The organism is Ancylomarina longa (assembly GCF_003996985.1).
Classification (GTDB): Bacteria; Bacteroidota; Bacteroidia; order Bacteroidales; family Marinifilaceae; genus Ancylomarina_A; species Ancylomarina_A longa.
Genome location: NZ_RJJX01000011.1, coordinates 88,891 through 111,513, shown reverse-complemented (window position 1 = coordinate 111,513; position 22,623 = coordinate 88,891). Strand labels below are relative to the sequence as shown.

Sequence of the window (22,623 nt, the reverse complement as noted above, 5' to 3'; positions counted from 1 at the left end):
ACCATTTCTAATAGCATCCCTATTCTAAATTTTCCTGAAAAGAAAAATCCCGCAAGGCACTTTCGAATTCCTTCTTAGGGATATGGGGGAAATTCCAATTCGTATCTATCAGATAAATGGCCGTATTCCTATTCTTTTGTTCTCCCAACACATGATGCTTAAACTGTATTTCCTTAATAGTGGCTGAAGTATAATGCCGAACGGTAATTAATTCCAGATTTTCGGTTATTTCAACCTCATAATATTTCTCCAACTCAACAGCTAGGTCTTTCCAATTTCTTGCCGAAGTATTTACACAAAAAACAAAGCTAACGGCTGTGTTTTGAGTAAAATTAAGCTTTATTCTAAATTTTGTCACAAGCGAAAAGATAAAAACCATGTCTTTCTCGCTTATGAATGAAAAATTTAACGGTTTCAAACTCACCAAAACCTGTTGCTTTTTCACAATGTAATTGGGAAGCAAAGGCTGTGGTCGCTCTCCTTTAGTAATTAAAGTGCCATTCTGATTCGGCTCTATAAACGATTTCACCCACAAAGGAATTTGTTTTGCCTGCAATGGCTTGATTGTTTTGGGATGAATTACGCTTGCTCCATAATACGATAATTCAATGGCTTCGTGATAAGGAATGGTGTCCAACTTTGTGGTGTTCTCAAAATAATCCGGATCGGCATTCAAAATACCAAGTACATCTTTCCAAATAATCATTTTTTCTGCATCCAACAAGTGAGCCAAAATTGCAGCCGTATAATCCGAGCCTTCCCTACCTAAAGAAGTTGTATTTCCTTTCGGATCACTGGCGATAAAGCCTTGAGTAATGTAAAGGGTATTCTGGTTTTTAGTGAATCTCGTACAGACCTTCTCTTTAGATGATTCCCAAAGAATATTGGCATCTACATAATTGTCATCTGAATCCAGACAAGTACGTACATCAACCCATTCATTGTTTTGTCCTATCTGATTTAGATAAGCTGACACAATAGTAGTGGAGAGTAATTCCCCAAAACCGATCACCTGATCGTATTCAAAATTGAATTGATCAGATGATGGCTTGGTAATTTTGGTTTCCAGCTCGATGAAAAGAGCGTTCACATCGGTAAGGACTTGCTCGGGAACTTCTTCGAATAAATCATGAATCAGGGAAGTGTGGTTTTTCTTCACCTGATTCAGAAGTTCTCTTAGCTTATCATTACCGGAAAAATAAGCTTCCACTAGTGCTTCTAACAAATTGGTAGTATTCCCAATTGCAGAAATCACAACTGTGAGCGGACACTTTGCATTGCCAATGATTTGACAAATATTTTTAATTCCCGAAGCATCCTTTACCGATACTCCTCCAAATTTATATATGATCATTTTTTCTCCTCTTTTATCAAACAGATAATATCAAAAGCCTTTAAATAAAGCCTACTCCTCGCCCAAATAAGCAAGGAATATATCTTTCCCTATTATCTGTTGACGAATCTTAAGCAGATCGTTTAGATTTAGAATTCCTATCACATAGTTAAAATCCTTCCCGATTAGGGATTCAGAAATCTCTTTAAAATCAAACAAATCCAAATCGTTTTTATCGTTATATCTTAAATACACTTTAACCTCCATATCATTGGTATATTCCAAACCACCGTAATATTTTAGTTTTTTGTATTCATATTTATAGTTGTATGCCAATGCGGTAATATCCGATAATACTGCAGAACCTGTAGGATGCGCACCTGCTCCTTTTCCGTACATAAACTGATTGTCGTAAAAATTTCCTTGTATCAAAACCCCATTATAATGACTATCTACGGTGTAGGCATGTTCTTCAGGTTTTACGAATTTAGGTATCACCAAAAGATTCACCTTATTGCCATTTACCTTAGTTACTTTTCCTATCAAGCGGATTTTATATCCCTTTTGAGATGCCAGTTCGATATCCTTCACACTTAAGTTGGAAATTCCGGAATTAAATACCTGATTGGGATGTACAAATAATCCAAATCCATGAACAGTAAGAATAATCAGCTTATACAAGGTATCAAATCCATCCACATCCGAAGTGGGATCGCTCTCGGCATAACCCAATTCCTGTGCTTGTTGCAATGCTACTTTATAATCCAGATGATCGTTAAAAATCTTAGTTAGGATGTAATTCGAGGAACCATTCAGAATTCCGCTAACCGATTGTAACAAATCATTGTCGTAATACTCTTCCAGATTGCGAATAATAGGAATACTCCCACAGGCCGAAGCTTCGTATACAAAGGAAACTTTGTATTGCCATTGCAATTGAATTAGTTCTTCGATATGATATGCCAGCATTTTTTTATTCGCCGAAACCACATGTTTTCCATTTTGCAAAGCCGTTTTCACAATTTGATAAGCTGCATCCGCATCATCAATCAATTCTGCTACCACATTAATTTCAGGATCATTTAAAATATCATCCGGATTAAGAGTAAGAATTTTGGAATCCAATTCTCTTTCTTTATCCGCATCCTTCACACATACTTTCACGATGGATGCATCCAGTCCTTTACTATTTTTTAGAACGTGAGCCAATCCGGAACCGACAACGCCATATCCGAAAACTCCTATTTTTAGTTTATTGCTCATTGTTTTTACTTTCGATTAAAAAGGATTCTAATACTTTGCTTAGTTGTTCTTGTTCCAGAAGGAATCCATCGTGTCCATAAAGGGATTTAATTTCCAGAAAGGATGCATGAGGGATATGTTTTGCCACAAAGCGTTGTTCATCAATTGGAAATATCTGATCCGTATTCACTCCAATTATTAAGGATCTGGATTTAATTTGACCCAAAGCCGCAACTAAACCATTTCTCCCTCTACCCAGATCATGACTATCCATTATTTTGGAAAGATGCCAATAGGAATAAGCATTAAATCGCCGGGCTAATTTCTCGCCCTGATAGCGTTGATAGGAGCTTGCACGAAAATCATCGGTCTTATCCTCCTCATTTTCCTGTTGCGAATGATCGTAAGTTGCATAGGTTCTATAGCTTAATAAGGCAATGGATCGTGCTACCCTCATCCCATCCAAACCAGCTTTTTCGTTAGATTCTTTCCAACTGGGATCTACCTCTACAGCCATTCGTTGCGACTCGTTAAAGGCAATTCCCCAAGGCGAGTGTTTAGCATTCGAAGCCAAAACCACCAGATTATCCAACTCACCATTCAATAAGTACGCCCATTCCAAAGCCTGCATTCCTCCCAGAGAACTACCAATCATCATTTGAATGCGTTCAATCTGAAGGTGCTTTCGCAGTATTTCATGTGCAGCAACCAAATCACGCACCGTTAATTGTGGAAAATCATGATAATATGCTTGTCCGTTCTCCGGATTTTCGGAAAGTGGTCCGGTAGTTCCGTAGCAAGAACCAAGGAAATTGTCACATACAATAAAATAATCCCTCGGATTAAAAAGATCATTCTCCCCAAATAAGCCTTTCCACCAATCAAAAACATCAGAATTGGCTGTAAGTGCATGACAAACCCAAATCACATTATTCCTTTTGGGATCATAATTCCCATAGGTGTGATAGGCTATTGTCAACTCCTTCAGACGCTCACCTGATTCAAGTTGCAGACCTTCTTTATGGATATAATATTTTGAATTCACGCTTTGTTGATTTTGCTTGTTTATTGTTTTGTGAAATTTGCACAGGAGTTTTATACCTATACAAACATTGGAGTACCCGATCGAAATACCAATTCTAAAATCAATCTTCCGATCGGATTTTCTAAAGAACTAATTGATTGTTTCCACATTAATGGCTTTCTCTACTGCTTGTTTGATATCGGCTTTAATGTCTTCGATATGTTCTATTCCTACAGAAATACGTAACAAGCCAGGTTCTACCCCCGAATCTTTTTGTTCCTCCAAACTCAATTGCTCGTGAGTAGTAGAACTAGGGTGAATGATCAAGGTTTTAGCATCTCCCAAATTGGCAACATGAGAAAGTAATTCTACTCCATCCACCAATTTATCAGCAACCTCTTTACCACCTTTTACTTTGAATGTCAGTACCGAACCAGCACCCTTCTTGAAATATTTTTTTGCTTTTTCGTAGTACGGACTAGATGGCAAACCAGGATAATTCACCTGCTCCACCCAATCCTGATCTTGCAACCATTCGGCTAAAGTCTGCGTATTTTCCACATGTCGGTCAAGTCGAAGCGAAAGGGTTTCCAGTCCTTGCAAAAGCAGGAAGGAATTAAACGGACTTTGGCTGCAACCATAATCTCTTAATCCTTCCACTCTGGCACGAATAGCAAAAGCAATATTCCCAAATGGTCCGTCAGCACCAAATACATCCCAGAATACCAAATCGTGATATCCTTCGGAAGGTTCTGTGAACTGAGGATATTTTCCATTTCCCCAATTAAAGTTTCCACCATCTATAATTACACCGCCCACAGCTGTTCCGTGTCCGCAAATCCATTTGGTGGCCGACTCCACTACCACATTAGCACCATGTTCCAATGGGCGAAACAGATAGCCACCGGCACCTAAAGTATTATCCACAATAAGTGGTAGATCGTATTGTTTTGCAATAGCTGCCACCTCATCAAAATCGGGAATAGAGAATTTGGGATTTGGCAATGCTTCCACATAAATTGCTTTGGTTTTGGCATCAATCAAGGGAATGATGCTTTCGGGATGATCGATATCCACAAAACGACATTCAATTCCCAGTCGTTTGAACTGTACCTTAAACTGATTATAAGTTCCACCATAGACTTGAGCCGCACTCACAAAATTATCACCACTCTCTAAAATATTGGTTAGCGCTAAAAATTGAGCTGCCTGTCCGGATGCAGTTGCTACTGCAGCAACGCCCCCTTCTAAAGCGGCAATTCTCTTCTCAAAAACATCATTGGTTGGATTCATCAAACGGGTATAGATATTCCCGAATTCCTTTAATCCAAAGAGATTGGCCGCATGTTCCGAATTATTGAATGTATAAGCGGTGGTTTGATACAAGGGTACTGCTCTTGAGTTAGTTGTTGCATCAATTTCCTGTCCTGCGTGTAGTTGTAATGTTTCGTATCTTAAATTTTTCGACATAGCGATTCTATATTTATTTGGTTAATTCCTTGTCAGATAAAGCGTAATTGTCACGATTCATCCAGTAAAAAAAAATTGGTTAATAGTTAATCAAAACAATTGACGAGATTTGCAAAAACTCATGGCTAAACCCTAAGTTTTGATGTAAAACTTTCAAATTGTTTTGATGAAAAAATGTCACAAATCCTTACTTATCAGCATTAGCTCTATTCTGAATTAATTTGTGGCCACAGAATAAAACATATGCCTTTCTGTTTCTGCTTAACAAAAACACATCTAAAAAATAAGTTGGAATTTGAATTTCCTGGTTCGGAGTTGTTTTATACGCACCAGCATCTAAAAAAATAGGAAAAAATCTTAGACAGAATGCGTTACAGCATACGCATCATTCGTTGCATTCGCATCATAGTGGTAATAGATACTAATTGCAATGAATAGTTTTGCTCTGATTGAGCCTGCTGATGGAAGTGTTGATTTTCTGTCTTCTTCATGATCTTTTAATTTATATTCACCAATCTAAATGGTCAGGATTTGACACCTTTCAGCTTCTGTTTTGCCGAGGTTGTCAGAAGGTCTACGAGCCTGTTCTCTCACTTCTTCTGTATAAATTAAAGATATACTCCGGGGAGTTTTACCTTAAATGTTGGAAACAAAGATAGGCAGGTTTTTTAAATCTCCAAATTGGAAATGCCACTTGTCTTTATTTTTCCAGCTAGGTATCTGCGAGTTATACCTTATATAAGCAAATCTTATTTTTTAGATGAAAAAAAATTTAAACCAGCTCTATAAATCAATTGCCCTGAGGTAAAACCCAGGGCAATTGATAACATTATTTGATATGCTGCATTCATTATTCTTTTAGGCCAACACAAATTGTGCTGTATCCCTGCTTCGTTGTTCCAACAAAATCTTTCGGTTTTTTGTCATGCGTTCCACAGATGCATCATCATGATGACGGATAGTTATCAATTCCAGATCCTCGTTGTATTTCACTTCAAAACCTTTTGAAATCTCGTTCAGCAAATATTTTAACCTATTTCCGGAATTGTCCACACACACCGAAAAGCTGATTGCCGAATTCTGTATCAGATTTACTTTTACCCGATACTTTGCGAATTGGGAGAATAACCTGCTGAGATTCTCCTCCAGAATGAAAGAAAAATCTTTGGGTCGAATAGAAATCAACACCTGATTTTGTTTCTGAATGTAAACCGGATTCTGATTTTCCAACTTTTGAGAGGCAGAACTAATCATGGTTCCGTTATCGTTAAAATTGAGAAACGAACGAACCTGAAGTGGAATTTTCTTTTTCTGTATCGGTTGAATCGTCTTGGGATGAATGACCTTAGCACCATAAAATGCCAACTCAATGGCTTCCTGATACGAGATACGATCCAGCTTTTTGGCATCGGGTAACCATTTTGGATCAGCATTCATGATTCCCGGAACATCTTTCCATATGGCTAACTGCTCCACTTCCAAAATAAAAGAAAGAATAGCAGCAGTATAATCCGAACCTTCGCGCCCCAACGTAGTCGTTAAGTTAGTAGTTGTACCGCCTAAAAAACCTTGTGTGATATACACAAAAGTATTGTTGAAACTAAATACCTGTTCTACCAGCTTTTGAGATAATTCCCAGTCCACTTTTCCTTCCCGATAAGTATCATCTGTTTTTAAACAAGTGCGAATATCTACCCATTTATTTGGTTTTCCACTTAAACGCAAATAGTCCGACACAATAGTAGTAGAAAGTAATTCGCCAAAGCATACAATTTGATCGTAGTCAAAATCAAAATTCAACGAAGGAGTTCTTTGCAGATAATCGTGTAACTGATTAAAAAGCTTTTCAACCTTTTCGAACACCACATCATCTTTCTTTGGAAACAATTCATTTACAATATCTAAATGATAGATTTTTAAAGCATCGAACTTCGATTCCAATAATTCGTTTCTGATAAAAAAAGCATCTGCTATCTCTTCTAAAGTATTGGTTGTTTTACCCATTGCAGAAAGAACGATGATAGTCTCCTCTTTATAGGCTTGTACAATTTTCACAAAATTCCGGACTCCCTCGGCATTATGTACCGAAGCTCCGCCAAATTTAAAAATATTCATTACAGTCGTTTGTTTTGTTTTTATGATTTAGAAGCTTTTACTTTTCTAAATAAAAAATGAAGTTAATAAATAAAGCATTGCTTCTCCAACAATTGAATCAAAATAAGTATCCTGATTTTACATTTTTTTTTAAAATTAAGAATAAGAGAAAATATTAAAATATACCTTCCGAATCTTTTCATTTTTGCGTCCTTAATATTTATCCTAAACCATTAAATAAAGCGTATCGGAATATTTTATCGTTAACGTTTGAAATAAGAGTTTCAGCGTTTCATAAAAAAGCATAACTTTATGCCACCAAATGAATGTAAACCAAAAAGCCTTTTAAAATGACTGAACAATTTAATGTTCAAACCCTCAATCAATTTATCATCCAAAGACAATCAGAATACCCTGGCGCAAAAGGGGAACTTTCCCGACTCTTGCACCATATTGGTATTGCCGCCAAAATTATAAACCGTGCCGTGAATAAAGCGGGACTGGTTGATATTTTGGGGGAACAGGGTGATCAGAATGTGCAGGGCGAAGATCAGCAAAAGCTAGATGTTTTTGCAGACTCCCACTTTATTAATGCACTTAAAGCCAGCGGCGAATGTTGTGCTGTAGCTTCCGAAGAGAATGAAAACATCATTCTTTTCGAGGATGAAATGGGTAGAAATGGAAAATACGTTTTCTGTATGGATCCGCTTGACGGATCATCCAACATCGATGTGAATGTATCGATTGGTTCTATTTTTTCGATTTACGAGCGTATTTCTCCTCGTGGCGAAGTAGCTAAAATCGAAGACTTCTTGCAGGAAGGAACCAAACAAGTTGCTGCCGGATATATAATTTACGGGTCTTCTACCATGTTGGTATATACCACCGGAAACGGAGTAAATGGCTTTACGCTGGATCCATCGATTGGGGAATTCTGCTTATCGCATCCCAACATCAAAACTCCTAAGAGCGGTACTATTTATTCCATCAACGAAGGAAATTACATCAATTTCCATTCAGGTGTAAAAAAATACATCAAGTTTTGCCAGGAAAAAGATGCGAAGAGCAAACGTCCCTACACTTCGCGCTATATAGGATCATTGGTGGCAGATTTTCACCGGAATTTATTGAAAGGCGGCATTTTTATCTATCCGCAAACCAATAAAAATTCCAACGGCAAACTCCGATTACTTTACGAATGCAATCCGATTGCTTTTATCGCAGAACAAGCCGGAGGAAAAGCTACCGATGGTAAACAGCGCATTCTAAAAATTGCTCCGGAAGCCATACATCAGCGTGTTCCTTTCTATACCGGATCGACCAACATGATGAAAAAAGCAGAAGAATTTCTGGACTTTTTTGACAACATCTGAAACCGAATTTTCAGAAGAAAATTATAATACACTACTAAAACTAAAGCCATTCTCTACTTGAGAGTGGCTTTGGTTTTAGTGAGAATTTTTAAAGTAAACTTTTCCCTGATGTCCGTTTAAATCATTTCCTATTAAATTACCTGTCGTATCTATGATACTTATTACTTTTTCAAGAAATAGATTTCTACCATACCATCCCTCTGGGATTTTTTTTAGCTCCCTTAGGAGCTATGGTATGGTAAAAATAAGTTTATAATAATAAAGAGAGCCACGTAGATGAGAATACTATTATCAATATCTACCTCCGTCTGAATTTTAATCGGACTGTAGTGTTAATTTTTAATGAATCGATATTGTTGCTATTAGTGACAACTAAATTATATTCTCCTTCAGAAGGAAAAGCTAGTAACATATTCTTATCATTTTCACTCTCTATCAGATATTGAAAAACTGGGATTCCATTTTGTTCATTAGGATAATAAACTTGAACAAGAGAAGGAATTTCGATTGTTTTGGTATAATAATCATGTAAAGGTTGCAATTGAAAATCCATTAACTCATACCATCCAGGAATATTTAAATTATCGATTTTTCGGGGAGATGTCAGATAATAATCATAACATTCATTTTCAGAATTTGCTAAATAAAACTGTACAGAGTCATGCATACTAAATCTCAATTTATTTGGAATATCTTGAGATATGGACAGAACATCTTGTCCTAATTTTTCTTTTAAAAAAGATCCCATTAATTTTTTATTGCAATCTTCACATATATGAGCATATCCAGCAAATACAACAAGTTTACCTTCTGCTGGATTATACACTTTCACTATATTTTCTGCTTGTTCCTCTTCTCTCTTCTGAGAGTAAGATTCATACGGAATTAATTGATATCCTAATTTTAGAGCTTTGCGAATGACATGAGCAAAAATCGGATCATTTATATACACTCCAGTTTTATTGTAAATTGGGTAACCACGCTTCTCTAAATCTGTATCTAACCACTTTCCATTGTTTAAAGCTTCAATAGCGAGGTATTTATAGCCCTTTTCTTTAAGAAAAGGTAGTTGGTTGTATAAAAAAGCCCTATCCTCAGACTTGTAATGTGCTTCGTTTAAAAGTATTACACTATTAGTTTGATATAACTTATTTAGGTCTAATTGGCTAATGGCATATTTTGAAATATTTAAATGATCGATACTGTCCCCTAAATTATTAAAAATAGAATCCCTTAAATAATAACATCTATCTGCCTTTTTATATTGACCAAGGAAAGCTGACAATGTGCCATAGGCTTGCCAGAATTGATTTTCGAACTTATGCCCAACATACTTGTCTTTGTTATTTTTAAGAAAACAAAAGGCTTCATAATAATCTTTCGTTTGCAAAGGCTTAAATGGAAAAGGGACTTGTGAAAATAATCTTATAGCCGTTAAAAGAAAAAATAGTGAAAATAACTTAAATTTTTTCATTGCTTTTAAAACATTTTATTGGTTTTGAATAGGGATCATTTATATCTTCAACAAATGCACGGCAATCCATACAAGCATATCGATATTCACAAGATTTACAAACTATCTTGTTATATCGATCCTTTCTTTGAAAAAAAATAAATTAAATACACAACAATTAGAGTAATACTAATTACAAAAAAAGTTAAAGCCAAATCTAATGCATTAGTAAAATAGAAATATATACTTACACCAATAAATATTACACCAAAAACAACGCCTCTTTTAATTCGGTTGATTATGAAATTTCTCATATGTTTATAATTTTTCGACAGTGGCATATTGGTTATACCATGAATAAAATAATTATCAACCTGTATAGGTTAATAATTATTCAAATTTAAACGTTTCGTATTTATTAAATGGACATAGTCCCAGTGTGTTCTAGCAAAGGCTAGCGCGAGCGTTTCGCTCGTGCTCTGTGAATACAGTCCTTACAAAAATTGAACATCAATTTGTCCTTTTTCTCCTGCAAAATTTTTAGCATTACTATATCTCCAGTGATGCGCTCACCCTGTGCCGCAGTAGATTTTGGTGACTTTTCGAAATGCAATGCGCTAAAAGGCAGTACAAATCAACATGCATTAAGTGAATCGTTAACAAATTTATGATATATTTCGAATATAGAAAGTTATAAGGCACAAAAACCCACTCACATTTTTTTGCAAGTAGGTTGTATCTAAATTATTTTCTTTGAAAATAGATACGAGCGACACGCTCGCACCATCAGTCATTGCATACTCGGACTATCTGGGCTCGCAGACTTGCGGCACAGATAAGACTGAATATTATTCTCCATAATAAGGCAAAACAACCTTTTCACCTGTCGCTTTATAAATATGATCTATTTTATAAACAACATCGGTAGCAATATTTTTTGATTGTAAACTAAGCGTAATAAAATCATCCACTTTTTTTGTTACTATGGTGTGTCTTACGTCAGAGTATTTTAATGTATCCTTAAAATCAACAGGTATTTCGCTGATAGGAAACTGGTAAAATTTCCCATTCATTTTACGTGCATATTCATCGCACAGCTCAAACTTTCTATCCCAGAACACATACTGAGAAAAATTATAAAGCTGAAACTTCTCAGCGAATCCATTTTCAAAATAAAAAACATCATCAGGTTTGCTGTTCTCTAAAATTTGATCGTAATAAACACCATTATATAGATTATCGTGAAGCAAAAATAATTTAGGGACAATTTCCGAAGTATCAACATTTAATATTTCACCTCCTTCCCCAGGAATATCATACTGAATAACAATCTTGCTCAACTCATACATATCGAATGATGCTGTAGGAATTTTAGTTCTGTCCTTATCTTCACATCCAATCATTACATAGGATGCGAAACAAACAATTAAAAGTAATTTGTATCTCATTATTAAAATATTTAATACACTAAAAATGTATTGGCACCACTACCGCAAGAAATACATTCCTGTTTTTTTTCCAGTCAAATATCTTTGCAACCTTACAAAGTACATTTCATTTTTGTCAAGCTATGCCTGTAAAGCTACAAAGGCAGTTTTCCTTTGGGTAAGCGTGCTATGTAAGCTTACACTTATTATTTTCCTCCATGAAAGTATGCCATGTAAGCTTACAATATATATTTAACAGCTTAAAAATGCGCCTTGTAAGCTTACATTAGCAATTTTTCTTTTGGAAAATATACCGTGCAAGCTTACATGAGTTGTTTTATTTTGGGAAAGTATGCTTTGTAATCTTACACAGCATACTTTTCCTTTATCGGAGTGCTTATGCATCGATAATTGTCACATCTTCCTCAATTTTTTTCTTGGAAACAGTTTGTGGAAACAGGCGATTGGCGAATGTCTTGCCAAACATCTTTATGGCATCGAGGTAATTGAATTCGTATTGCTGTCGTAGGTTTGCCTGGGCAACTTCTTCGTTGGCAATGGCAGTGCGTACATTTGTGTTTGCTTGTTGCAAAGCGGTGATAGAGGATCGAACTTTAGCGATACTTTCTGTTAGATGAATAATTTGACTTGCCAATGGATGTTCCTCTCCCAATGATTTAATACGCTCAATAATTTCTTCGGCAGTATTGGCTTTTTTAGCATAAGAGGAACGAAGAACACTGGTGTAGCCACCATCAGGAAAAAGAAGTTTATGAACCGGGCGTCCAGGATTCTCTCTATCGTATTGCTTTGCAATATCCGAAGTACTCCGAATCTGATCGTCTAAAACAGCATCGTTAAAAACCAGACTGTCGTAGGCAGCATCGCGATTTTCCTTTTGCCCTAATGTTGCAGCATATTTTTCTTTTAAAGTACTGATTTTTGGAGTCATTGCATCCACCAATACTTCTGTTCCTTTGGTTTGTTTGCACAAACGAACATGTCGGTTAGAATTACTAATGTGTACTTGCGATGACATTCCGTCGTTTAATAATTTAGCCATGATTTGGTCTATTTTAGTTATACAAAAACTCTCCGAAGAGAATATATTAATTCCTTATTCTTAACTAAATCATAAACATCAATCTTGCACGAAACCTTACTACCCCCTCTTTTTATGATTGAGATATAAATTTAACAAATATTTATATTCCCAATTTATAAAAACATCAACATTCTATTATTTATTATTTAAACCATGCATTTTAGTCGATTAAACATGCTTTTTAGTCGTTATACAGAACCATCGCAATTAACAGACAGAGCATAAAAAGCCCAAAATCATGTAAATATACCAGCTATTAAAGACACCCCCACTGATTATACCTGTCAGGTTTTAAAAAACCTGACAGGTCTGAAAACTACGATAAGAAAGAAATTACCCCCAACTACTGCAAGTCTATTGTTATTTGATAGTATAAGCCACAAGTCATAGGTTGGCAGTAACCATTTGACAAGCCAACAGCATCCTATTTATAATTTGAAGCTTGTTAGGCACTCTGTTTCCAAGATTTCCCTAAATTTGCCATTCAATATATAATGTACAGGAAATTGGAACTGAAACAACTCACACAATTATTTAAGGAGCATCCTGCTCGATACAGCATTGAAAAATACTTCGAGAAAGAACTGAAATTTCAAATTCATCTGAAAGGATTGCTCGGTTCTTCCTTGCCTTTGGTGGTATCAGCATTGCAAGCGCAGAATCGCCCGCAACTTTTTATCCTGAACGATAAGGAGGAAGCAGCCTATTTTTATAATGATTTGTGTAGTTTGATCGACGAGGAAGAGGTGCTGTTTTTTCCATCCTCGTACAAACGATCGGTACAATACGAGAAAACCGAAAACTCTAACATTATACTGCGCGCCGAAGTATTGAGCCGCTTAAATTCCGGTCATCAACCCCGATTCATCATTACTTTTCCGGAAGCTATTGTCGAAAAAGTAATCAGCAGAAACCAACTAAATGAAAATACCCTCAAGATAAAGGTTGGCGAAAAGCTCTCGCCTGAATTTATAGAGGAAGTGCTGGTTGATTACGAATTTATACGTTCCGATTTTGTTGTAGAACCCGGTCAGTATTCCATCCGCGGAAGCATCATCGATATATTCTCCTTTTCAGATGAGCATCCTCACCGTATCGATTTTTTTGGCGAAGAAGTAGATTCCATCCGTTTATTTAATGTGGAAAATCAACTCTCCATTCAAAAGCTCGATCAGGTTAACGTGATTCCGAACATACAGGAAAATCTGTTGAAAAACTCGCGAATAGATTTCTTCGACTTTGTTCCCGGCAATTCTATTTTCTGGTGTAAGAATGTACAGTTCATCAGCGATAGAGTTCAGTCTATCTACGAAAATACAATCGAGAAAGTACCTCACCTGCAACTGGGTGAAGATACCGTAGCAACAAAAGATTACCTGATTAAAGGAATGGATTTTATCAACCATCTGGATAAGTTCTCCAGTCTGGAATTCGGTCAGAAATTCTTTTTCCCACCACAGGAGGAAATCCTTTTTAACCAGGCACCACAACCATCCTTCAACAAAAATTTTGATTTACTCGCCCAGCATTTGCTCAACAACAATGCAAAAGCCGAGGCCAACTATATTCTTTCCGATAATCCCAAGCAGATTGAAAGAATCCGTAATATTTTCGAAGATAAAGGCGTAGAAATTGACTTTCAGGATGTAAAAAACACCCTGCACGAAGGCTTTTCGGATCGCGACCTTAGAATTTCCTGCTTCACCGATCATCAGATTTTCGATCGCTACCATAAATTCCACCTGAAGACCGCTACAGTACATAAGGCTAAAGAAACAGTTACCTTAAAGGAGATCAACCGACTGCATCCGGGCGATTATATCGTACATTCCGATCATGGAATTGGTCGTTTTGGAGGATTACAGAGTATTGATGTAAATGGCAAAACCCAGGAAGTAATTCGCTTGGTGTACAAGGACAACGACATATTATTTGTTAGTCTGCAAGCCCTGCATAAAATATCAAAATACAAGGGGAAAGACGGCAGTGCACCTAAAATATATAAGCTGGGAACCGGTGCCTGGCAAAAGCTAAAGGAGAAAACCAAAAGCAAGGTGAAGGATATTGCCAAAGATCTGATTGCCTTATATGCCAAGCGAAAGGCCGAAAGAGGATTTCAGTTCACCCCCGATTCCTACCTGCAACGAGAACTGGAAGCATCCTTTATTTACGAGGATACTCCCGATCAGGTGAAAGCCACCATCGCCACCAAAGAAGGCATGGAGTCGCCCCACCCTATGGATCGTCTGGTATGCGGTGATGTGGGATTTGGAAAAACTGAGATTGCCATTCGTGCTGCTTTTAAAGCTGTGGCTGATAACAAACAGGTTGCCATTTTGGTTCCTACTACCATTTTGGCTTTTCAGCATTTCAAAACCTTTGGCGACAGACTGCACAATTTTCCTTGTCGGGTAGATTATATCAGTCGGATGCGAAAAGCGAAGGACCAAAAGGAAATTTTAAAGGATCTGAAAGCCGGGCAGATTGATATTCTTATCGGCACACACCGAATTATTGGTAAAGATATTGAGTTTAAAGATCTGGGCTTACTGATTATTGATGAAGAGCAAAAGTTTGGCGTATCGGTAAAGGAAAAGCTGAAGCAAATGAAAGTGAATGTGGATACCCTTACCTTAACAGCAACCCCTATCCCAAGAACTTTGCAGTTTTCACTGATGGGTGCGCGCGATTTATCCATCATTAATACGCCACCGCCAAACCGATATCCCATTGCTACCGAAGTTCACAATTTCGACGAAGATATTATTCGCGAAGCCATTACCTACGAGGTAGAACGAAACGGGCAGGTTTTCTTTATTCATAACAGGGTACAAAATATCAAGGAGGTTCAGGAGATGCTACATCGCATTGTGCCCGGTGTATCTACCGTTGTGGCTCACGGCCAGATGGACGGACCAAAGCTGGAAAAGATCATGTTGGAATTTATTCGTGGCGATTACGATGTGCTGATAGCAACCACCATCATCGAGTCGGGTTTAGATATTCCAAATGCCAATACCATCATCATCAACAACGGTCAGAATTTCGGATTAAGCGAATTGCATCAGTTACGCGGTCGTGTAGGCCGATCCAATAAAAAAGCTTTCTGTTACCTGCTTACTCCACCTATGGAATCGATGACTCAGGAAGCACGCCAAAGACTACAGGCTATCGAAAGTTTTTCGGAGTTGGGAAGTGGCTTTAATATTGCCATGCAGGATTTGGATATTCGTGGTGCGGGTAATCTTTTGGGTGGCGAGCAAAGTGGTTTTATTACGGATATTGGTTACGAAACCTATCAACGTATCCTTAACGAAGCCATGCATGAATTAAAGGAAAACGAATTTAAGGATGTTTTTGCCGACGAGAAAAAAGAAGCGCAAAAAGAAACCATCCGATTCATCAACGATTGCCAGATAGATACCGACATGGAAATTTTATTCCCGGATACTTATGTGGAAAGTATTTCGGAGCGGATCAGGTTGTACCGCGAATTGGACAACATGAAAGAGGAGGGAGAAATACAGCAATTCGAGAGCCAAATAAAAGATCGCTTTGGAGAACTTCCCCTTGCAAGTCTCGATTTGCTAAATGTGGTTCGATTGAGATGGTTGGCTTTAGATTTGGGAATTGAGAAACTGGTTTTAAAAAGCCACAAGATGGTACTTTATTTTATTTCCGATCAGGAATCGGCCTACTATCAATCGCCTCAATTTAGCAGGGTACTACAATTTGTACAAAGCCAAACAATTCCTTGTAAGATGAAGGAAGCCAAAAATCGCCTAAAATTAAGTTTCGAGCATATTGATGGCATAAAAAAAGCCAGTGAAACACTGGCTCAAATTCTTTCGGAATAGCATTAGGCTTAAGCTTTTTTTATCTCTAACAGTTCGCGTACCAAAACCAGAACCTTTTCGTTTCCGAGATTGGTGATGCGAGCTTCAAACCAAAGTAAACCTTTCGCAGTATCCATTTGGTATTTAAATTTTTCCATAAAGCCTATCGAAAGCACTTTAGAAATCTTCGATTCCACTTCTTTTAGTGTAGAATTATCGAATACATCACTAATATGCGAACCAATAATAGAATCTTTACGAAGTGCCAAAACAGATTCATCATCTAATTTGTAATCTTCGAAAATACCGTCCTTATTCACCACAAAAATCAAATCGGGAATTGCATTAATCAAATCCCTGTTGCGTTGTTCGCTCTCCTCCAGCAACAGTTCATGCTTTCTTTTTTCACTGATATCGCGGATATAACATACAATTCCTGTTTCCTCCTCTTTGTCATTTCGCAGCAGAGAGGAAAAAACGTTTAGCACACAGGAAGAACCATTTCTCTCCATCACGATATCCAGTTCCAAATTGCCCTTTTTATTGGTGGGGATTAATAAATCTTCAGCAAATGTTTTTTGGTTTTTGGATATTCCCATTTCCGAATAAAACTTCCCAATCGCTTCCTTTTCAGAAATTTCAAATATTCGCTCGCAACCTTTATTCCAGGATCTCACCTTACCATTCATATCAAAAGTCACCACTCCATCGTAAAAATTGTTGATGATATTGGCTTTTTCAGCTAGCATCTGACGATACGCATATTCTTGTGTCACATCCCGAATAATCAACTGTAAATTTTTCTTTCCGTTGAATTCAATTTGGGCTCCGGTTAGTCCAACATCAATAAAATCGCCATGTATGGTTCTTAATTTTAGGTGTGTATATTCAATCCCCTGCTCCATTGTCAGAGAAGAATCCAATTTCTCCTTAAAATCAGCATGATCTTCCTCCTCTACAAATGAAAGTAATGGCAAGCCCATCAAGTCTTCAATATAAGCGGTTTTGAATAGTTTTAAACCCAGACAATTCAGGTATTCGATCAAACCATTTTCATTTACCACCAAAATAGCTTCTGGAGAATCGGAGATGAAATTACGGAAGCGTGTTTCCCGCATTTTCTGATCCAAGTCAAATTGATGTTTGTAAAAAGCCAATTCAATAGATATTCCCAACTCCTTTTTGTCAATGGGTTTCACCAAATATCCATAGGAATGCGTATTAATAACCCGCTGAATTGTACTTTCCTCGGTATCACTGGAAAGAAAGATAACCGGAATATCGAATTTTGTTTTAATAATCTCGGTAGCTTGTATTCCATCCAAATCTCCTCCCAAATGTACATCCATCAATACAATATCAGGATTTAATTGTTCACACATGCGGATTGCTTCCTTGCCATCCTCAACAATACCAAGCAAATCATAGCCTAATTCCTTTAAAAACATTCGGAAGATGGTAGAAATCAAATTATCATCTTCAACAATCAAAATCTTTTTCTTCATCCAAATAATTATTGAATTTTTAATAGCATAAATTCTGAATCTATTTCATTGAAATATCCCGCAACAACTTACTTGTATATCAATCTGTTTGGAGCTATGTATTTCCCTGATATTAAATTTCCTAGAGATCAGAAAACTAATTTGCTTAAAGTTTGCTAATTTTAGCCGATTTTACAAGATTATTACAATAAATTCACCTAATCATTTTATGAGTTTACATCTCATTATCGACATAGGAAACACCAAAACGAAAACAGCTTTATTTAAGCAAGGCAAGATGATTCTGCTTGAATATTCGTCGGATACGGAAGAAAAAATCATTCGTGCTATGATTGCAGAACATCCGGATATAAAACATTCTATTGTTTCTTCGGTACGCGATTTTCCTGAATCCTTAATACTTCTTTTAAAAAGTCACTGCCGGAAAGTTTTCTTCTTTGATTCGCATTTACCCGTTCCTATCGAAAATCTTTACGAATCGAAAAGCACCTTAGGATACGATCGTCTTGCAGCTTGCATTGGAGCATCCGGTAAATATCCAAATCAGAATATATTAGTAATTGATGCAGGCACTGCAATTACATTTGATTTTGTAAATTCTCAAAATCAATACATTGGAGGATGCATTTCTCCCGGATTAGAGATGAGATTTAAGGCTTTAAATCATTTTACCAAAAAACTTCCGCTACTATCCCACAAGGATGAATTTAGCCTGATCGGGAAAAACACCCACGATGCTATACTAAATGGAGTTCAAAATGGAATTGTATTTGAAGTAGATTCCTACATTACGAAATTAAAAGCTAAGCATACTGAATTTAAAGTGGTAATAACAGGTGGAGATGCTAAATTTATTTGCCATTCTATTCAGAATTTTAGCCAATTAGAATCTGATATCTTATTAATTGGATTAAATCGTATACTAGAATTTAATTTACTTCATTCTAATGATTAGTGAGGAAAGTTTTTGCACAATTCTAATTTATTTATAGTTTTGCATGAATCTAAAATTATGCATTATCAATTGATCGTCATGATCTTTTTATAAGGCTTATACTGAATTTTTGGTATGAGTTTTGCAGTTTTAGTTCACACAAAACTAAAAGTTTCGTTATTTTTATTCTGAAATTGACTTATGACATTATTCAAAAAGATCTAACAATTATTTCCCTAGTTTTGCAAAAAAAATAAACTTGATTATAAAAAATTAGTAACATGAAGACAAGACTTTCAATCGTAACAGTAGTTCTTTTGCTCTCAAGTCTCTTTACTGTAAAGGCTCAAACTGTAGAGTCGAAGTATGGATTGGATAGTGTGCAAACAATTTTGAATGCCTCTTTATACGTAGAGATGGTAAAACAAAAAAATTATGCAGAAGCACTTCAAGGATGGAGATATGTGTACAACAATGCTCCTGCTTTTCAAAAATCAACCTACAGTAATGGTATTAAAATAATGCGTGGGATGCTTCGAAAAACCCAAAACCCAAAGTACATAGATACCCTAATGATGGTATATGATCAAAGGATCAAATATTTTGGCAAGGATCGTAGATACCCGAAAGGTTATATCTTAGGTAGAAAAGGAGGAGACTTATTCTCTTACAAGAGAAAAAATATTCCTGCTGTAAAAGAAGCCTATGGTATCTTGAAAAAATCCATTGAAATGCGTGGATTAAAATCGGAAGCCAAAGTAATTGCCAATACCATGGAAGCATCCAAAATTTTAGTTCAAAACAAAGAAATTGAACCAGAGGAAGTAATTGACAATTACTTACTGTTTATGGATATGGCTGCTAAAAAGAAGGAAATAGAAAAAAATCCTAAGAAATTACAAAATATTGAAAATGCTCGTTTGAATGTTGAGCAAATTTTCTTCCAAGCTGGTGTTGCTGATTGCGAAACGCTAAGTAATATTTTCACTCCTAAATTTGAAGCAAATAAAGACGATCTTACCTTAATCAACAAGATTTTACGCATGTTGAATCGTCAGGAGTGTGAAGATGGTGCGTTGTATGCCAAAGTTGCAGAAAGAAAATATCAATTAGAACCAAATGCTGATGCTGCACACAATTTGGCTAAAATGTTTATCAAGAAAAAAGATTTTACGAAGAGTAAAAATTACTTATCCAAATCTATTGAACTGGAGCAAAATACAGATATAAAAGCTGATCTACATTTCAAATTGGCAACCATTCAATTAATGCAAAATCAATATAGTGCTGCTAAATCTAATGCATTAAAAGCAATTAGTGAACGACCAAATTGGGGTCAACCATATATTTTGATCGGTAAAGCATATGCTGCTTATAGTAAAAAATACGGAACCAAGCCAATTGAACACTTAGCAGTTTATTGGGTTGCTGTGGATAAATTCATTAAAGCTAAAAACATTGATCCTGAATGCTCTGAGGAAGCTCGAGGATTAATCAACACTTACTCTAAGTATTTTCCACGTAAAGAGGACGCTTTCTTTGAAGGAATTAAAAATGGCGACACTTATAAAGTAGGGGGTTGGATTAATGAATCTACTAAAGTAAGGCTAACCGAATAGAACATTGAAAAACACAAACAATATTATCAAAAGCATTGTAGTCCTTTTAGGGATTACAATGCTTTTGTCATGTGAGAACAGCATAAAAGAGGTACAAAATCTCACTAGTAAAAATGAAGTACCTACTCAATCTGGTAATGATATAGAATATATAATTACAGATTCTACACGCATAACTTATCGGGCATTCGCACCTGAATTTTTTGAAATTCGCAATCCCGATCAGAGTTATAACGAATTTCAAAAGGGTGGTAAAATCATTTCCTACAAAAAGGATGGAACCCAAGCGTGGCAAATTAAGGCCAACTTTGCAAAGAATTACACTAATGATAATTTATGGGAACTCCGTTATGATGTGGAAGCAATTAGTGATGACGGAAAGACAATCAATACCGAATTATTATATTGGGATCAAGCAAAACATCTAATCTATTCGGATCAATATGTACGTATCACTACCATTGACAATCAAGTACTGGAAGGAACCGGATTTACCTCAGATGAAAAAATGGACAAGATTACACTTAAAAAAGTTAGTGGTGAAGTTTATTTAGATGACAAAACACAAAAATAAAATAAAACGTTTTATCTTGCATCTAAAACCATATCTACTGTGAAGCACAAATTAACTTTTATTCTCGAAATTGTCTGGATGATAATAATGATCTCCAGTTTAGTTGTCGCCATTTATAAAACCATACAAACAAATTTCACCGATAACTTAATTTTGTATTTTATTGCACTTATTGCTAGTTTCATGTTTAGCTATCGCCGATATTTAAGAAAAACAGAAGAAAAGAACCAATCTAAGAATTAGAATGAATAATCTATTCATTGTTTTTTTAATGTTGGCTTTATCAGCTTTTTTTTCTGGTATGGAAATCGCTTTCATTACAGCCAACAAACTCCGGATGGAAATAGACCGAAGCAAAAACACCATATCCGGCAGAATTATATCCATTTTTTCCCGTTACCCTGGTAACTATATTAGTACAATGCTTGTTGGTAATAATATTGCTTTGGTAGTTTATGGTATAATCATGGCAAAGATTCTCGAGCCATACATCCATATTTGGACCAATTCGGCCTCTTTAGTTTTAACCATTCAAACTGTTACTTCCACTCTGTTAATATTAGTTACCGCTGAATTTATACCAAAAACATTATTCCGAATTAATCCAAATCTAGCATTAAATTTATTTGCACTTCCAGTAATGTTCTTTTACATCCTTTTTTATCCAATTACGATAATAACGATGCTGTTTTCAAAAAACATTATTCACAAAGTATTAAACACAAAGATATCTGGTGAGAATGCCACACAAGTATTTGGAAAGATTGATTTAGATCATTTAGTTCAGGAAGGTCAAGAAACCCAAGCAATAGCCCAAGAAGAGATTCATGACATTAAAATATTCAGAAATGCACTCGATTTTTCTAAAGTGAAATTAAGGGAGTGCATCGTCCCAAGAAATGAAATAGAAGCACTAGAACAGAATTGTAGTATTGCAGAAATAACACAGAAATTTATTGAAACTGGTTATTCGAGAATATTAATCTACAAAGATTCTATTGATGATATCATTGGCTATGTCCACTCATCCGTAATATTCAAAAAACCACAAAGTATTAAAACGGCTCTCAGCAGAATTATTTACGTACCCGAAACCATGGCTGCTCATAAACTCTTAAATCTCTTCACCAAAGAACAAAAAAGTATAGCTGTAGTTGTCGATGAGTTTGGCGGAACTTCAGGCATGGTAACGATAGAAGATGTGATGGAGGAAATCTTCGGAGAAATTGAAGACGAACATGATAATATTGATTTAATAGAGCAAAAAATATCCGATACGGAATATATATTCTCAGGACGTCTGGAAATTGATTACCTAAATGACAAATATGATTTTAACTTACCTGAATCGGAAGATTTTGAAACCTTGAATGGATTCATTCTATTTAATCACGAAAGTATTCCGAAATACAATGAGAGTATTAAAATTGATGCATTTTCTTTTAAAATAATAGAAGTAAGTAATACTAGAATTGAAAAAATAAATTTAAGAATTGACTCCTAGTCTATTACAAGATTTATTCTTGCAAAACCACGACATCCTAATCCTTAGTTTTCACCTCAAATTTGCCAATAAATCATCGAATAAAAGTGTCAATTTTTCCTCAAAAAGCTTGCTAATCTTATTTTACTAT

At 36.0% G+C, this 22,623-nt stretch carries 17 protein-coding genes and 1 riboswitch; of the genes, 7 read left to right on the top strand and 10 right to left on the bottom strand.

Going from position 1 to position 22,623, the window contains the following annotated elements; all coding sequences use genetic code 11:
• Positions 1-19: 19 nt before the first annotated feature.
• From DLK05_RS09850 to DLK05_RS09830, 5 genes are all read right to left on the bottom strand, one after another.
• A complete protein-coding gene (locus DLK05_RS09850; protein ID WP_127343837.1) occupies positions 20-1,354 on the bottom strand; it encodes an aspartate kinase in 1,335 nt (444 codons plus the stop codon).
• Between the two features lie 51 nt (positions 1,355-1,405).
• Complete coding sequence (locus DLK05_RS09845; protein WP_127343836.1) at positions 1,406-2,596, bottom strand: homoserine dehydrogenase; 1,191 nt, start codon at positions 2,594-2,596, stop codon at positions 1,406-1,408.
• Positions 2,586-3,620, bottom strand: a complete 1,035-nt coding sequence (locus DLK05_RS09840) for a homoserine O-acetyltransferase family protein (RefSeq protein WP_127343835.1) — start codon at positions 3,618-3,620, stop codon at positions 2,586-2,588. Before DLK05_RS09840 ends, DLK05_RS09845 begins: the two co-directional genes overlap by 11 nt.
• 129 nt (positions 3,621-3,749) lie before the next feature.
• On the bottom strand, positions 3,750-5,069 hold the full coding sequence (locus DLK05_RS09835; protein WP_127343834.1) for an O-acetylhomoserine aminocarboxypropyltransferase/cysteine synthase family protein: 1,320 nt from the start codon (positions 5,067-5,069) through the stop codon (positions 3,750-3,752).
• Positions 5,070-5,568: 499 nt separating this feature from the next.
• Positions 5,569-5,679: riboswitch (SAM riboswitch) on the bottom strand.
• Positions 5,680-5,927: 248 nt separating this feature from the next.
• A complete protein-coding gene (locus tag DLK05_RS09830; RefSeq protein ID WP_127343833.1) occupies positions 5,928-7,184 on the bottom strand; it encodes an aspartate kinase in 1,257 nt (418 codons plus the stop codon).
• A gap of 329 nt (positions 7,185-7,513) precedes the next feature.
• Between DLK05_RS09830 and fbp the strand changes: the two genes are divergently transcribed.
• Positions 7,514-8,536, top strand: coding sequence for a class 1 fructose-bisphosphatase (gene fbp, locus DLK05_RS09825; protein ID WP_127343832.1), 1,023 nt, complete (start codon positions 7,514-7,516; stop codon positions 8,534-8,536).
• A gap of 298 nt (positions 8,537-8,834) precedes the next feature.
• On the opposite strand, the gene DLK05_RS09820 is transcribed toward fbp, so the two are convergent.
• The 4 genes from DLK05_RS09820 to DLK05_RS09805 all read right to left on the bottom strand — a co-directional run bounded on the left by DLK05_RS09820 (position 8,835) and on the right by DLK05_RS09805 (position 12,479).
• Positions 8,835-10,010 (bottom strand): TraB/GumN family protein, encoded by a 1,176-nt coding sequence (locus DLK05_RS09820; RefSeq protein ID WP_127343831.1) that lies wholly within the window; start codon positions 10,008-10,010, stop codon positions 8,835-8,837.
• A 110-nt stretch (positions 10,011-10,120) separates the two neighbouring features.
• Positions 10,121-10,303 carry a hydrogenase subunit MbhD domain-containing protein gene (locus DLK05_RS09815; RefSeq protein ID WP_127343830.1) on the bottom strand — a complete coding sequence of 61 codons (183 nt, stop codon included), beginning with the start codon at positions 10,301-10,303 and terminating at the stop codon, positions 10,121-10,123.
• Between the two features lie 534 nt (positions 10,304-10,837).
• Positions 10,838-11,437 (bottom strand): hypothetical protein, encoded by a 600-nt coding sequence (locus DLK05_RS09810; protein ID WP_127343829.1) that lies wholly within the window; start codon positions 11,435-11,437, stop codon positions 10,838-10,840.
• Between the two features lie 376 nt (positions 11,438-11,813).
• Positions 11,814-12,479 (bottom strand): hypothetical protein, encoded by a 666-nt coding sequence (locus DLK05_RS09805; protein ID WP_127343828.1) that lies wholly within the window; start codon positions 12,477-12,479, stop codon positions 11,814-11,816.
• Positions 12,480-13,015: 536 nt separating this feature from the next.
• On the opposite strand from DLK05_RS09805, the gene mfd reads away from it, so the two are divergent.
• Positions 13,016-16,378: a transcription-repair coupling factor gene (gene mfd / locus DLK05_RS09800; protein WP_209319818.1), complete on the top strand. Its 3,363-nt coding sequence runs from the start codon at positions 13,016-13,018 to the stop codon at positions 16,376-16,378.
• A gap of 8 nt (positions 16,379-16,386) precedes the next feature.
• On the opposite strand, the gene DLK05_RS09795 is transcribed toward mfd, so the two are convergent.
• On the bottom strand, positions 16,387-17,862 hold the full coding sequence (locus tag DLK05_RS09795; RefSeq protein ID WP_127343827.1) for a PAS domain S-box protein: 1,476 nt from the start codon (positions 17,860-17,862) through the stop codon (positions 16,387-16,389).
• Between the two features lie 208 nt (positions 17,863-18,070).
• On the opposite strand from DLK05_RS09795, the gene DLK05_RS09790 reads away from it, so the two are divergent.
• The 5 genes from DLK05_RS09790 (at position 18,071) to DLK05_RS09770 (ending at position 22,493) form a co-directional block, all read left to right on the top strand.
• Complete coding sequence (locus DLK05_RS09790; RefSeq protein WP_127343826.1) at positions 18,071-18,817, top strand: type III pantothenate kinase; 747 nt, start codon at positions 18,071-18,073, stop codon at positions 18,815-18,817.
• A 260-nt stretch (positions 18,818-19,077) separates the two neighbouring features.
• Positions 19,078-20,415 (top strand): tetratricopeptide repeat protein, encoded by a 1,338-nt coding sequence (locus DLK05_RS09785; RefSeq protein ID WP_127343825.1) that lies wholly within the window; start codon positions 19,078-19,080, stop codon positions 20,413-20,415.
• 4 nt (positions 20,416-20,419) lie between these two features.
• Positions 20,420-20,989 (top strand): LPS export ABC transporter periplasmic protein LptC, encoded by a 570-nt coding sequence (gene lptC, locus DLK05_RS09780; RefSeq protein WP_127343824.1) that lies wholly within the window; start codon positions 20,420-20,422, stop codon positions 20,987-20,989.
• A 39-nt stretch (positions 20,990-21,028) separates the two neighbouring features.
• Entirely contained in the window at positions 21,029-21,232 is a 204-nt protein-coding gene (locus DLK05_RS09775) for a hypothetical protein (RefSeq protein ID WP_127343823.1), read from the top strand.
• A 1-nt stretch (position 21,233) separates the two neighbouring features.
• The gene (locus DLK05_RS09770) at positions 21,234-22,493 is read left to right on the top strand and encodes a hemolysin family protein (protein ID WP_127343822.1); all 1,260 of its coding nucleotides are present in this window, start codon (positions 21,234-21,236) and stop codon (positions 22,491-22,493) included.
• Positions 22,494-22,623 lie beyond the last annotated feature (130 nt).

Excerpts from the sequence above, each read along its gene's own strand:
- DLK05_RS09850 (WP_127343837.1), bottom strand. The coding sequence starts at position 1,354 with ATGATCATATATAAATTTGGAGGAGTATCGGTAAAGGATGCTTCGGGA.
- DLK05_RS09845 (WP_127343836.1), bottom strand. The coding sequence starts at position 2,596 with ATGAGCAATAAACTAAAAATAGGAGTTTTCGGATATGGCGTTGTCGGT.
- DLK05_RS09835 (WP_127343834.1), bottom strand. The coding sequence starts at position 5,069 with ATGTCGAAAAATTTAAGATACGAAACATTACAACTACACGCAGGACAG.
- DLK05_RS09830 (WP_127343833.1), bottom strand. The coding sequence starts at position 7,184 with ATGAATATTTTTAAATTTGGCGGAGCTTCGGTACATAATGCCGAGGGA.
- fbp (WP_127343832.1), top strand. The coding sequence starts at position 7,514 with ATGACTGAACAATTTAATGTTCAAACCCTCAATCAATTTATCATCCAA.
- DLK05_RS09820 (WP_127343831.1), bottom strand. The coding sequence starts at position 10,010 with ATGAAAAAATTTAAGTTATTTTCACTATTTTTTCTTTTAACGGCTATA.
- DLK05_RS09815 (WP_127343830.1), bottom strand. The coding sequence starts at position 10,303 with ATGAGAAATTTCATAATCAACCGAATTAAAAGAGGCGTTGTTTTTGGT.
- DLK05_RS09810 (WP_127343829.1), bottom strand. The coding sequence starts at position 11,437 with ATGAGATACAAATTACTTTTAATTGTTTGTTTCGCATCCTATGTAATG.
- DLK05_RS09805 (WP_127343828.1), bottom strand. The coding sequence starts at position 12,479 with ATGGCTAAATTATTAAACGACGGAATGTCATCGCAAGTACACATTAGT.
- mfd (WP_209319818.1), top strand. The coding sequence starts at position 13,016 with ATGTACAGGAAATTGGAACTGAAACAACTCACACAATTATTTAAGGAG.
- DLK05_RS09795 (WP_127343827.1), bottom strand. The coding sequence starts at position 17,862 with ATGAAGAAAAAGATTTTGATTGTTGAAGATGATAATTTGATTTCTACC.
- DLK05_RS09790 (WP_127343826.1), top strand. The coding sequence starts at position 18,071 with ATGAGTTTACATCTCATTATCGACATAGGAAACACCAAAACGAAAACA.
- DLK05_RS09785 (WP_127343825.1), top strand. The coding sequence starts at position 19,078 with ATGAAGACAAGACTTTCAATCGTAACAGTAGTTCTTTTGCTCTCAAGT.
- DLK05_RS09770 (WP_127343822.1), top strand. The coding sequence starts at position 21,234 with ATGAATAATCTATTCATTGTTTTTTTAATGTTGGCTTTATCAGCTTTT.